Below are 12,938 nucleotides of genomic sequence, written 5' to 3' on the forward strand. Positions count from 1 at the left end.
CGGACTCGGTCCAGGCGGGATTCACCAAGTCCGGAAAAGTGCCGCTGACCAGCACCGATGTCGACACCATGGCCCTGCGGGACGACCGGAGGGTGCGGTTGGCCCGCCGAGGCGGACCGAGGTCCACAGCCTGTGGACAAAGTTGTGGAGACACCGAGCGTGCGGGTGAGCGAGACGTAGGACACCAAGGAAGGGCAGGAACCCGTGGACCAGGACGCCACCGAGCTCCATGTTGCGTGGCACGGCGTGGTCGAGGACCTCCAGCCCAACCAGCGTGCCTGGCTGCGTGCCAGCGAGCCGGTCACGCTGCACGGCAACACCGCGATCATCGCGGTCGCCAACGACTTCACCCGCGGCCAGCTCGAGGGCCGGCTGCGCGGACAGCTCGAGGACGCGCTCACCGTCGCCTTCGACCGGGAGATCCGGATCGCGGTCACGGTGAACCCCGCCCTCGAGGAGGAGCGCCGCGACGCGGCGGCGGTCGCGCCGCCGCTCGCCGCCGAGCCGGCGTCGACCTCGGCTCCCGAGCGCAACGAGACGTCGAATCTCCATGTCGATATGTCGACAAATATCAGCGACCTCTCGCCCACGCCGGTCGCAGACACCCAGCTGCTCCCGCCGCCGTCCACGGGCCCGAAGCCCTCGGCGCTCGAGACCCGGCTGAACCCGAAGTACACCTTCGAGACCTTCGTCATCGGCTCCTCGAACCGGTTCCCGCACGCCGCCGCCGTCGCGGTGGCCGAGGCACCGGGCAAGGCCTACAACCCGCTGGTCGTCTACGGCGACTCCGGGCTGGGCAAGACGCACCTGCTGCACTCGATCGGGCACTACGTGCGCTCGCTCTACACCGGCGCCAAGGTGCGCTACGTGTCCAGCGAGGAGTTCACCAACGAGTTCATCAACGCGATCCGCGACGACCGGCAGGACCGGTTCAAGCGGCGCTACCGCGATGTCGACGTGCTCCTCATCGACGACATCCAGTTCCTGGAGGGCAAGACCCAGACCCAGGAGGAGTTCTTCCACACCTTCAACACGCTCCACAACGCCAACAAGCAGATCGTGCTGACCAGCGACCGACCGCCCAAGCGCCTCGAGACACTCGAGGACCGGCTGCGCAACCGCTTCGAGTGGGGCCTGATCACCGACGTCCAGCCCCCGGACCTCGAGACCCGCATCGCGATCCTGCGCAAGAAGGCCGCGATGGACCGGCTCACCGCACCCCCGGACGTGCTGGAGTTCATCGCCTCCAAGATCCAGACCAACATCCGCGAGCTCGAGGGCGCGCTGATCCGGGTCACGGCGTTCGCGAACCTCAACCGCCAGGAGGTCGACATGACCCTGGCCGAGATCGTGCTCAAGGACCTGATCCCCGAGGGCGGCGAGCCGGAGATCACCGCCGCGCTGATCATCGCCCAGACCGCGGCGTACTTCGGGCTCTCCATCGAGGAGATCACCGGCCCCAGCCGAGGGCGCCACCTGGTGATGGCGCGTCAGATCGCGATGTACCTGTGCCGCGAGCTCACCGACCTGTCGCTGCCCAAGATCGGCGCCCAGTTCGGCAACCGTGACCACACGACCGTGATGTACGCCGACCGCAAGATCAACCAGCTGCTCGCCGAGCGCCGCGCGGTCTTCAACCAGGTCAGCGAGCTCACCAACCGCGTCAAGATGCAGGCGCGTCAGTCCTGAGCTGACCCGCGTCCCGGTGCCGGGGCGGCGTCGAGGTCCTCCAGCAGCCGACCGAGCAGGTCGCGCAGCTGCGCCGCCTCGGCGGGGGCGAAGGTGAGCCCCTCCACCAGGCGGGCCGGTACGTCGGCCACGCGCTCGCGCAGCGACCACCCCGGCTCGCTCAGCTCGACCAGCACCCGGCGCTCGTCGGCCGCGTCGCGCCGGCGCGTCAGCAGCCCGGCGGCCTCCATCCGCTTGAGCACCGGCGTCAGCGTCCCCGAGTCCAGGCGCAGCCGCCGGCCCAGCCCGGAGACCGTGAGCGGGTCGGCGTCGCGGCCGTTCTCCCACAGCGCCAGCAGGCAGAGGTACTGGGGGTAGGTCAGCCCTGCCTCGGCCAGCAGCGCGCCGTAGCGACGCGTCAGCGCGCGCGTGGCGGCGTACAGGGGGAAGCAGAGCTGGGCGTCGAGGTCGAGCTGAGGGAGGTCGGGGTCGGGCACACCGAAATCCTAGACCCCTTGCCCGATCCAATTGTGCGCAATAGGTTTGCGCGCATGAAGCCTCTCTACACCGCCTCCGCCGTCGCCACCGGCGACGGCCGCAACGGCCACGTCCAGTCCGTCGACCAGATGCTCGACCTCGACGTCCGGATGCCCCCCGAGATGGGCGGCGCCGGCGGCGGCACCAACCCCGAGCAGCTCTTCGCCGCGGGGTACGCCGCGTGCTTCCACTCCGCGCTGCGCGCCGTCGCCGGCAAGGCCGGCGCTGACGTCACCGACTCCGAGGTCGCCGCCGACGTCAGCATCGGCACCCGTGACGACGGCGGCTTCCAGCTCGCCGTCCGCCTCGAGGTCGCACTGCCGGCGGTCGATGAGGAGCGCGCCCGCGAGCTCGTGGAGCAGGCCCACCAGGTCTGCCCGTACTCCAACGCCACCCGCGGAAACATCGACGTGGAGCTCGCGATCGCCTGATCCGACCCCGCCACCGACGGCGAACCACACGAATCCGGCACCCCTCGCAGGGTGTGGACTTCCTGTGGTTCGCCGTCGTCATTTCCGGGAGGGGTTGTGGAGGAACAGTGGTCCGGCGCGGAACTTGTCATTCGACTGCACAGGCGGCCGTGAGCTGTCCGGAGTTCCTCCACACCCCCTGTGGGATTGGATTGAGCGTGCTGACCTGCGTTTATTCAGTTCATCCACAGTTTCCACCGACCCTATGACTCCGACCTACCTCTACATGGATCGATTGCCAGTGAACTTCCACTCGGGCTCCAACCTGGGGACAACCTCTCCGACGACAGGTCGAGACCACCGCCGCACGACCCGGTCGAAGAACAAGTTCTGCCCCACCTCCGCTGCCGGTGCCGACCACGGCGTGGCAGGATGCGGATCCCCAGCAGCCCTCCTCCTCGAAGGACCACCACCGTGAAGTTCCGCGTCGAACGCGACGTGCTCGCCGATGCCGTCGCCTGGGCTGCCCGCAGCCTGCCGGTGCGTCCCAGCGCGCCCGTCCTCGCTGGCCTCCTCATCGAGACCAACGACGAGGGCCTGGTGCTGTCGACGTTCGACTACGAGACCTCCGCCCGCGCCACGCTGCGCGCCGACGTGACCGAGAACGGTCGCGCGCTCGTCAGCGGCCGGCTGCTCGCCGACATCTGCCGCAGCCTCCCGGCCAAGCCGATCGACATGGTGATCGACGGCACCCGCGTCTCGCTGACCTGCGGCTCGGCCCGCTTCAGCCTGCAGACGCTGCCGGTCGATGAGTACCCGACCCTGCCGGACATGCCGACGGCGACCGGCACCGTGCAGAGCGACGTCTTCGCCCACGCCGTCGCCCAGGCCGTGACCGCGGCCGGGCGCGACGACATGCTCCCGGTGCTGACCGGCGTGCGGATCGAGATCGAGGGCTCGACGATCTCGCTGCTGGCCACCGACCGCTTCCGCCTCTCGCACCGCGAGCTCGGCTGGGACCCCCGCACCCCCGACGAGTCGCTCGCCGCGCTGGTGCCGGCGAAGGTGCTCGGCGAGACCGCGAAGTCCCTCACCGCGGGCAGCGAGGTGACCATCGCGCTCGCCGCCAGCGGCGCCGGCGAGGGCATCATCGGCTTCGAGGGCGCCTCGGCCGGCGGCGTACGACGCACGACCACGCGGCTGCTGGACGGGGAGTTCCCCAAGGTCCGCAGCCTGTTCCCCAGCGAGCACCTCACGGTCGCCCGGGTCAAGAAGTCCGAGCTGGTCGAGTCGGTCAAGCGCGTCGCGCTGGTCGCCGAGCGCAACACCGCCGTCCAGCTGAAGTTCAGCGACGGCGTGGTCACCCTCGACGCGGGCTCGGGCGACGAGGCGCAGGCCTCGGAGTCGATCGAGGCGCAGATCGACGGCGAGGACATCGTGACCGGCTTCAACCCGCAGTTCCTGCTCGACGGCCTCACCGCCATCGACGAGGAGCACGTGGAGCTCGCCTTCACCCAGTCCTCCAAGCCGGTCGTCATCAGCGGCGCTCGGGAGGACGGCACCACGCCGGCCTTCCGCTACCTGCTGATGCCGCGCCGGCTGCTCTCCTGAGCCCACGCCTGCCGTCGTCTCACACGCCACGGTCTAGCGTGGGTCGGGCGAAGGACCCCGCAACCACTCCCTGATCTGGAGGAGATGTGTGATGGAGATCGGACTCATCGGCCTGGGCAAGATGGGCGGCAACATGCGCGAGCGGTTGCGCCGCGGCGGGCACACCGTGGTCGGGTTCGACCACGACCCCGAGCGTCGCGACGTCGACTCCCTCGACAAGCTCGTCGCCGCACTGCCCGCACCCCGCGTGGTGTGGGTGATGGTGCCCGCCGGGGAGCCGACCCGGCAGACGATCGCCGACCTCGGGGACCTGCTGGAGGCCGGCGACGTGGTCGTCGACGGCGGCAACTCGCGCTGGACCGACGACATCGCGCACGCCGAGCAGCTCGCCGCCAAGGGCATCGGCTTCGTGGACTGCGGCGTGTCCGGCGGAGTCTGGGGCCTGGAGAACGGCTACGCGCTGATGTACGGCGGCGACCTCGAGCACGTCGCGCTGGTCCAGCCGGCGTTCGACACCCTGCGCCCGGAGGGCGAGTTCGGGTCGGTGCACGCCGGCAAGGTGGGTGCCGGGCACTTCTCCAAGATGGTCCACAACGGCATCGAGTACGCGATCATGCAGTCCTACGCCGAGGGCTGGGAGCTGCTCGAGAAGGTCGACATGGTCGAGAACGTCACCGAGGTGTTCCGCTCCTGGCGCGAGGGCACCGTGATCCGCTCCTGGCTGCTGGACCTGCTGGTCGCCGCGCTCGACGAGCAGCCCAACCTGGAGGGCATCCGCGGCTACGCCGAGGATTCCGGCGAGGGTCGCTGGACCGTCGAGGCCGGCATCGAGCACGCGGTCGCGACCCCCGCGATCACCGCCGCGCTCTACGCCCGGTTCGTCTCCCGCCAGGACGACTCCCCTGCCATGAAGGCGGTCGCGGCGATGCGCAACCAGTTCGGCGGCCACGCGATGCACACCGCGCCGCCGGTCGGCGGCGACGCGCCGGCGGCCGCGGCCGGCGACCCCAGTCCGGTGGAGAGCTAGGCGGCGTTGTACGTCTCGCACCTCACCCTGCACGACTTCCGGTCCTACGCGTCCGTCGAGGTCCCGCTCGAGCCGGGCGTCACGGCGTTCGTCGGGCGCAACGGGCAGGGCAAGACCAACCTCGTGGAGGCGATCGACTACCTCTCGCGGCTGAGCTCGCACCGCGTCGCCTCGGACGCGCCGCTGGTGCGCGCCGGCGCCGAGCGCGCGGTGGTGCGAGCAGCGGTGGTGCGTGACGGTCGTACGGCGGTGCTCGAGGTCGAGCTGATCCCGGGCAAGGCGAACCGGGCGAAGGTCAACCGCTCGGCCCTGCCGCGCTCGCGCGACCTGATCGGCCTGGTGCGCACGGTGGTCTTCTCCCCCGAGGACCTGGTGCTGGTCAAGGGCGACCCGTCGGACCGGCGGCGCTTCCTCGACGACCTGCTGGTGCTGCGCGCGCCGCGCCTGGCGGGGGTCCGCGCCGACTACGACCGGGTGCTGCGGCAGCGCAACTCGCTGCTCAAGACCGCCGGGGCGGCCCGGCGCGGCAGCTCCTCGCAGGAGGCGGCGCTCTCGACGCTCTCGGTGTGGGACGCCCACCTGACCCGCATCGGCGCCGAGCTGCTGGCGCACCGGCTGCGGGTGGTCGAGGACCTCGCGCCGTATGTCGGCAAGGCCTACGAGACCGTCGCGCGGGGCGCGCGCCGCGACGACGCAGCGATTGCCTACCGGCCCAGCCTCGACCTGGACGGGGCACGCGAGCCGGCCGAGCTGGAGGCGGCACTGCTCGCCGAGGTGGAGCGCCGGCGCGGCGACGAGCTCGACCGCGGCGTCTCCCTGGTGGGGCCGCACCGCGACGAGCTGCTGCTCAGCATCGGCCACGGACCCGACGAGAGCCGGCTGCCGGTGAAGGGCTACGCCTCGCACGGCGAGTCGTGGTCCTTCGCGCTGGCGCTGCGCCTGGCCTCCTACGACCTGCTGCGCTCCGAGGGCGACGACCCGATCCTGATCCTCGACGACGTCTTCGCCGAGCTCGACACCGAGCGCCGCGAGCAGCTCGCCGGGCTGGTCGCGGGGGCCGAGCAGGTGCTGGTCACCGCGGCCGTCCCGGAGGACGTGCCGCCCGCGCTCGCCGGCGTGCGGTACGCCGTGGCCGGCGGTGAGGTGCGCCGTGACTCCTGACCCCGACGGCCCGGACGGCCCCGAGGTCCCCGCGCCGGGGACCGGCGGGCTGCTGCCGGAGGCCGCGGAGGAGGTGGAGCGTCGCGACGACGGCCTCGACCTGGCCCGCTCGCTGACCCGGTCGACCGCGTCCAGCTCGCCGGCCGCGCGGCGCCGGCCGCGCTCGAAGTTCCGCGCGCCGGGGCGGGTGAGCGGCTCGCACCCCGACGATCGCGACCCCCAGCTGCTCGACACCACGCTGAGCCGGCTGGTCGGGGACCGCGGCTGGGAGCTCGACCTGCGCATGCAGGGCGTCTTCGGCCGCTGGGAGCAGCTGGTCGGCGCGGAGATCGCACAGCACTGCCAGCCGGAGTCGTTCGCCGATGCCAAGCTGGTGGTCCGCACCGATTCCACCGCCTGGGCGACGCAGCTGAGGCTGCTCGCCCCGAGCCTGGTGAAGCGGCTCAACCAGGAGCTCGGGCACGGCACCGTGAGCGTGATCGACGTGCTCGGACCGCATCTGCCGACCTGGAAGAAGGGCCGGCTCTCGTCCCGGGACGGGCGTGGCCCGCGCGACACCTACGGCTGATCCGTATCGCGGGGGTCGCGCCGCACGGGCGCCCTGGTGGACATACCTCTCCCTGTCCGACCCCCTGTGCGGCGCTTCTCGGGCCGTTTGCGGACCGCCCAGGGGCATCCGGGGGGTCCAGACGACCCCACGGGCGCGGCCCGGTCCGTGTTTCCGGGCGTTCTGGCGGGTAGGATGCTCGTTGGGTCGCCGTGCGCGACCCGTCCCATGTCGGCCCGGCGTTCGCTGGGTCGCGCCCGCGTTTCCAGGAAGAGGTGGCCATGCCAGGGGAGAACGACGTCGAGCAGGGGTCCGGAACGACCCCCGAGACCAGCACCTCCCCCGCAGTCGAGACCACCGAGGACGCGATCCCGGAGGTCACCGGCCTGCGCAGCACCGCCGTCGACACCGAGTACGACGCCTCGGCGATCCAGGTGCTCGAGGGCCTCGAGGCGGTGCGCAAGCGCCCGGGCATGTACATCGGCTCCACCGGTGAGCGCGGCCTGCACCACCTGATCTGGGAGATCATCGACAACGCGGTCGACGAGGCGCTCGCCGGCCACTGCGACCGGATCGTGCTGACCCTGCGCGAGGACGGCGCGATCAGCGTCGAGGACAACGGTCGCGGCATCCCCACCGACACCGCGCCCGGCCAGGACATGCCGGCCGTCACGATGGCCCTCACCATGCTGCACGCCGGCGGCAAGTTCGGCGGCGGCGGCTACAAGGTGTCCGGCGGTCTGCACGGCGTGGGCGTCTCGGTCGTCAACGCGCTGTCCACCCACCTGATCGTCGACGTCAAGAACCGCGGCCACCTGTGGCGCCAGTCCTTCACCATCGGTGAGCCCGACGGCCCGCTCGAGCAGGTCCGCCCGCTCGAGGAGGGCGAGGAGACCGGCACCACGGTGACCTACTGGGCCTCGGAGGAGATCTTCGAGACCACGACGTACTCGTTGGAGACCATCACCAACCGCGTGCGCGAGATGGCCTTCCTCAACAAGGGCCTCGAGATCGTGGTGCGCGACGAGCGCCCCGCGGCCGAGGAGGTCGTCGACGCGGTCGAGGGCGACGCGGTGGCGGATGCCGCCGAGGGCGCCGAGACCGGTGACGGCGCGGCGATCCACCGCGCCCACACCGGCGGGCTCGAGCAGGTCTTCCGCTATGACCGCGGCCTGGTCGACTACGTCGAGCACCTCAACAAGCGCAAGGACAAGGCCAACCCGACGGTCATCTCCTTCGAGGCTGAGACGCCGCCGTCGGTCGAGAACCACATGAGCCTCGAAGTGGCGATGCAGTGGAACACCAGCTTCACCGAGTCGGTCCACACCTTCGCCAACACCATCAACACCCACGAGGGCGGCACCCACGAGGAGGGCTTCCGCGCGGCGCTCACCTCCCTGGTCAACCACTGGGGTGAGGAGTGGGGCCTGATCAAGAAGCCCGAGGACCGGGTCAAGGGCGACGACATCCGCGAGGGCCTGACCGCGATCGTCTCGGTCAAGCTCGGCGAGCCGCAGTTCGAGGGCCAGACCAAGACCAAGCTCGGCAACACCGAGGCCAAGGGCTTCGTCCAGCGCCTGATGAACGACCAGTTCGGCGCCTGGCTGGAGCAGAACCCGGCCGAGGGCAAGGACATCGTGCGCAAGGCCCAGGCGGCGGCGTCGGCGAGGATCGCGGCCCGCAAGGCCCGCGACCTGGCGCGCAACCGCAAGGGCATCCTCGGTGGCGGCGGCCTGCCCGGCAAGCTCTCGGACTGCCAGTCGACGAACCCCGCCGAGTGCGAGGTCTTCATCGTGGAGGGTGACTCCGCAGGCGGCTCGGCGCGCCAGGGCCGCGACCCGCGGATCCAGGCGATCCTGCCGATCCGCGGAAAGATCCTCAACGTCGAGAAGGCCCGCCTGGACCGGATCCTGGGCAACCAGGAGGTGCAGTCCATCGTCTCCGCGATGGGCACCGGCATCCAGGAGGACTTCGACATCGACAAGCTGCGCTACCACAAGGTGGTGCTGATGGCCGACGCCGACGTCGACGGCCACCACATCAACACCCTGCTGCTGACGCTGCTGTTCCGCTTCATGAAGCCGCTGATCGACCACGGCCACGTCTACATGGCCCAGCCGCCGCTGTACCGGCTGCGCTGGAACAAGCCCCACGAGCACGAGTTCGTCTACTCCGACGCCGAGCGCGACGCGCTGATGGCCGCCGGCATCGCCGCGGGCAAGAAGCTGCCCAAGGAGAACCCGGTCCAGCGCTACAAGGGTCTGGGAGAGATGAACGCCAAGGAGCTGTGGGAGACCACGATGGACCCCGACCAGCGGCTGATGCTGCAGGTCACCCTCGAGGACGCCGCGCAGGCCGACGAGATCTTCTCGATCCTGATGGGCGAGGACGTCGAGCAGCGCCGCTCGTTCATCCAGCGCAACGCCAAGGACGTCCGATTCCTCGATATCTAGCTCTCTAGCGCCAGAACTAGATTCCCGTAGACACGACCAGAAAGCTCCATCGTGACTGAGACACCCACCTCCGGCGGCACTCCCCCGATCCCGCCGCCCGGCGGCCGGATCGAGCCCGTCGAGCTCAAGACCTCCATGCAGCGCGCCTACATCGACTACGCGATGGCGGTGATCGTCGGGCGCGCGCTGCCCGACGTACGCGACGGTCTGAAGCCGGTGCACCGCCGCGTGCTCTACGCGATGTACGACGGGGGCTACCGCCCCGACCGCGGCTTCTCCAAGTGCAGCCGCGTCGTCGGTGACGTCATGGGTCAGTACCACCCGCACGGCGACACCGCGATCTACGACACCCTGGTCCGCCTCGCGCAGCCGTGGGTGATGCGCGCGCCGATGATCCAGGGCCAGGGCAACTTCGGCTCGCCGGGCAACGACTCCGCCGCGGCCATGCGGTACACCGAGTGCCGGATGGCGCCGCTGGCGCTGGAGATGGTCCGCGACATCGAGAAGGACACCGTCGACTTCCAGCCGAACTACGACGGTCGCTCCCAGGAGCCGACGGTCCTGCCCTCGCGGATCCCGAACCTGCTGGTCAACGGCTCGGCCGGCATCGCGGTCGGCATGGCGACCAACATCCCGCCGCACAACCTGCGCGAGGTCGCCGAGGGTGCGAAGTGGGCGCTGGAGCACCCCGACGCCACCCGCGAGGAGCTCCAGGACGCGCTCATCGCCCGCATCAAGGGCCCGGACTTCCCCAACGGTGCGCTGATCGTCGGCACCCAGGGCATCGAGCAGGCCTACCGCACCGGTCGCGGCTCGGTCACCCAGCGCGCGGTGATCGAGGTCGACGAGGACGCCAAGGGCCGCACCTGCCTGGTGATCACCGAGCTGCCCTACATGGTCAACCCCGACAACCTCGCGGTGAAGATCGCCGAGCTCGCCGACTCCGGGCGGGTGCAGGGCATCGCCGACGTGCGCGACGACACCTCGGACCGCACCGGCCAGCGCCTCGTCGTCGTGCTCAAGCGCGACGCGGTCGCCCGGGTGGTGCTCAACAACCTGCTCAAGCACACCGAGCTGCAGACCAACTTCAGCGCCAACATGCTGGCGCTGGTCGACGGCGTGCCGCGCACGCTCTCGATCGACCAGTTCATCAGCCACTGGGTCACCCACCAGGTCGAGGTCATCCGCCGGCGCACGGAGTTCCTGCTCCGCGAGGCCGAGGCGCGCGCCCACATCCTGCGCGGCCTGGTCAAGGCCCTCGACATGCTCGACGAGGTCATCGCGCTGATCCGCCGCTCCCCCGAGGTCGACGACGCCCGCCAGGGCCTGATCGCGCTGCTGGAGATCGACGAGCTCCAGGCCAACGCGATCCTCGACATGCAGCTGCGCCGCCTGGCCGCGCTGGAGCGCCAGAAGATCATCGACCAGCTCGCCGCGATCGAGATCGAGATCGCCGACTACCGCGACATCCTCGCCAACGTCGCCCGACAGCGCCAGATCGTCGCCGACGAGCTCGCCGAGATCGTGGAGAAGTACGGCGACGAGCGGCGTACCCAGATCATCGCGGCCTCCGGCGACATGTCGATGGAGGACCTGATCCCCGACGAGGACCTCGTCGTGACGATCACCCGCGGCGGCTACGCCAAGCGCACCCGCGCCGACCAGTACCGCACCCAGAAGCGCGGCGGCAAGGGCGTGCGTGGCGCGACCCTGCGCGGCGACGACGTGGTCGAGCACTTCATCGCGACCAGCAACCACCACTGGCTGCTGTTCTTCACCACCGCGGGCCGGGTCTACCGCACCAAGGCCTACAACCTCCCCGAGGCGCTGCGTGACGCCAAGGGCGGACACGTCGCCGGGCTGCTCTCCTTCCAGCCCGACGAGCACATCGCCCAGGTGCTGGCGATCCGTGACTACGAGCAGGCGCCGTACCTCGTGCTCGCCACGCGCAACGGCCTGGTCAAGAAGACCCGGCTCGGCGACTACAACAGCCCCCGCCAGGCCGGCGTCATCGCGATCAACTTCCGCGACGAGGACGACGAGCTGATCGGTGCCGAGCTGGTGAGCTCCGAGGACGACATCCTGCTGGTCTCCCGCAAGGGCCAGGCGATCCGGTTCCGCGCCGACGACACCCAGCTGCGCCCGATGGGTCGGGCCACCTCCGGTGTGAGCGGCATGAAGTTCCGCGACGGCGACTCGCTGCTCTCGCTCTCGGTGATCCGGGCCGTGCAGGTCGCGGCCGAGGAGGCCGCCGGGCTCTCCGATCACGACGAGGACTCCGCCGGCGTAGAGGCGACCAGCGAGCAGGTCGAGGAGGTGAAGGCGCAGTACGTCTTCACGATCACCGACGGCGGCTTCGCCAAGCGCACCCGGATCAGCGACTACCGCCTGCAGTCCCGCGGCGGTCTGGGCATCAAGGCGATGGCCCTGGCCAATGAGGCGCGCGGCCACCTGGTCGGTGCGTTCATCGTCGAGGACGGCGACGAGGTCCTCTCGATCACCGAGAGCGGCCAGGTCGTACGCAGCCCGATCAACGAGGACTTCCGCCCGACGGGTCGCTCGACGCAGGGCGTGAAGTTCGTGTCGCCCAAGTCCGGGGACTCGGTCAAGGTCGTGGCCCGCTCGATCGAGGCCAAGACCGAGGAGGCCGACGAGGCCGAGCCCGGCGCAGAGCCCGGCGCAGGACCCGACGAGGTCCCGACCAGCGCGTCGCCCGATGAGGACGGCAGTGCAACAATCGTGGGGACCGACACCGACGAGGGTGATGTGGACCCTGGGGATGAGGCCTGATGCCCGACCGTTCCGTCGAGAGCACCTCGACCCGCCTCCCGGCGCAGGGGACTGACGCCGCCCAGAAGCAGGGTGCCAAGCCGAAGGGCCGACCCCAGGTGTCCCCGACGGACGCGCCGACGGGCGAGACCCCCGAGGCTGGGACGGCCGCCGAGACGGACACCGAGAAGACGGCGGTACGCCCCGGACTGGGTGAGCGGATCCAGGCGAAGCTGACCGGTGCCGCTGACGAGCACCGCGCCAGCGCGAGCGCCGGTGCCGGCGCCGAGGCACCCGCTGCGGCCCCGACCGCGTCGGGCCGCCCGCCGCGCCGGGCCCGGTTGCGCCTGACCCGCATCGACCCGTGGTCGGTGATGAAGACGGCGTTCCTGCTCGCGATCGCCTTCGGCGTGGTGACGATCGTGTCGGTGCTGATGGTGTGGTCGGTGCTCGGCGCCGCCGGCGTCTGGGACTCGATCAACTCCTCGGTCCGCGACATCGTCGGCGGCGAGCAGGCCGACGAGTTCAACATCGAGAACTACCTCGGCACCGCGCGCGTGCTCGGTTTCACGACCTTGGTGGCCGTGGTCGACGTCGTACTGCTCACCGCGATCGCGACCCTCGGCGCGTTCCTCTACAACATGGCCGCGGCGCTGCTCGGTGGCATCGAGGTCACCTTGGCCGAGGACAACTGAGGTCTGCGCCACATCCCGCGCGCGGGAGCGGACCTCGTTTTGTCCGCCTCCGCGCGGGTG

10 protein-coding genes are annotated in these 12,938 nt (G+C 70.6%); 9 read left to right on the plus strand and 1 reads right to left on the minus strand.

What is annotated here, in order from left to right:
• The first annotated feature begins 204 nt into the window (after positions 1-204).
• Positions 205-1,689: a chromosomal replication initiator protein DnaA gene (gene dnaA / locus GFH29_RS00005; protein WP_153321474.1), complete on the plus strand. Its 1,485-nt coding sequence runs from the start codon at positions 205-207 to the stop codon at positions 1,687-1,689.
• Here dnaA and GFH29_RS00010 read toward each other — a convergent pair.
• Positions 1,680-2,165, minus strand: coding sequence for a MarR family winged helix-turn-helix transcriptional regulator (locus GFH29_RS00010; RefSeq protein ID WP_153321475.1), 486 nt, complete (start codon positions 2,163-2,165; stop codon positions 1,680-1,682). The genes dnaA and GFH29_RS00010 overlap by 10 nt on opposite strands.
• A gap of 54 nt (positions 2,166-2,219) precedes the next feature.
• Between GFH29_RS00010 and GFH29_RS00015 the strand changes: the two genes are divergently transcribed.
• The 8 genes from GFH29_RS00015 to GFH29_RS00050 all read left to right on the plus strand — a co-directional run bounded on the left by GFH29_RS00015 (position 2,220) and on the right by GFH29_RS00050 (position 12,878).
• Positions 2,220-2,636: an organic hydroperoxide resistance protein gene (locus GFH29_RS00015; RefSeq protein WP_153321476.1), complete on the plus strand. Its 417-nt coding sequence runs from the start codon at positions 2,220-2,222 to the stop codon at positions 2,634-2,636.
• 453 nt (positions 2,637-3,089) lie between these two features.
• Positions 3,090-4,226: a DNA polymerase III subunit beta gene (gene dnaN, locus GFH29_RS00020; protein ID WP_153321477.1), complete on the plus strand. Its 1,137-nt coding sequence runs from the start codon at positions 3,090-3,092 to the stop codon at positions 4,224-4,226.
• A gap of 91 nt (positions 4,227-4,317) precedes the next feature.
• On the plus strand, positions 4,318-5,253 hold the full coding sequence (gnd, locus tag GFH29_RS00025; protein WP_153321478.1) for a phosphogluconate dehydrogenase (NAD(+)-dependent, decarboxylating): 936 nt from the start codon (positions 4,318-4,320) through the stop codon (positions 5,251-5,253).
• 6 nt (positions 5,254-5,259) lie between these two features.
• On the plus strand, positions 5,260-6,414 hold the full coding sequence (gene recF, locus GFH29_RS00030; protein WP_153321479.1) for a DNA replication/repair protein RecF: 1,155 nt from the start codon (positions 5,260-5,262) through the stop codon (positions 6,412-6,414).
• On the plus strand, positions 6,404-6,982 hold the full coding sequence (locus GFH29_RS00035; RefSeq protein ID WP_228387657.1) for a DUF721 domain-containing protein: 579 nt from the start codon (positions 6,404-6,406) through the stop codon (positions 6,980-6,982). Before recF ends, GFH29_RS00035 begins: the two co-directional genes overlap by 11 nt.
• Positions 6,983-7,242: 260 nt before the next feature.
• Entirely contained in the window at positions 7,243-9,414 is a 2,172-nt protein-coding gene (gene gyrB / locus GFH29_RS00040) for a DNA topoisomerase (ATP-hydrolyzing) subunit B (RefSeq protein ID WP_153321480.1), read from the plus strand.
• A gap of 51 nt (positions 9,415-9,465) precedes the next feature.
• Positions 9,466-12,204: a DNA gyrase subunit A gene (gyrA, locus tag GFH29_RS00045; protein WP_194289570.1), complete on the plus strand. Its 2,739-nt coding sequence runs from the start codon at positions 9,466-9,468 to the stop codon at positions 12,202-12,204.
• Positions 12,204-12,878, plus strand: a complete 675-nt coding sequence (locus GFH29_RS00050; protein WP_153321482.1) for a DUF3566 domain-containing protein — start codon at positions 12,204-12,206, stop codon at positions 12,876-12,878. The genes gyrA and GFH29_RS00050 overlap by 1 nt, the downstream gene beginning before the upstream one ends.
• Positions 12,879-12,938: the final 60 nt, after the last annotated feature.

The sequence above is a fragment of the Nocardioides sp. dk884 genome (genome assembly GCF_009557055.1).
Taxonomy (GTDB): domain Bacteria; phylum Actinomycetota; class Actinomycetes; order Propionibacteriales; family Nocardioidaceae; genus Nocardioides.

Coding starts and splice junctions, on each gene's coding strand:
- gyrB (WP_153321480.1), top strand. CDS start 7,243: ATGCCAGGGGAGAACGACGTCGAGCAGGGGTCCGGAACGACCCCCGAG.
- gnd (WP_153321478.1), top strand. CDS start 4,318: ATGGAGATCGGACTCATCGGCCTGGGCAAGATGGGCGGCAACATGCGC.
- GFH29_RS00050 (WP_153321482.1), top strand. CDS start 12,204: ATGCCCGACCGTTCCGTCGAGAGCACCTCGACCCGCCTCCCGGCGCAG.
- GFH29_RS00015 (WP_153321476.1), top strand. CDS start 2,220: ATGAAGCCTCTCTACACCGCCTCCGCCGTCGCCACCGGCGACGGCCGC.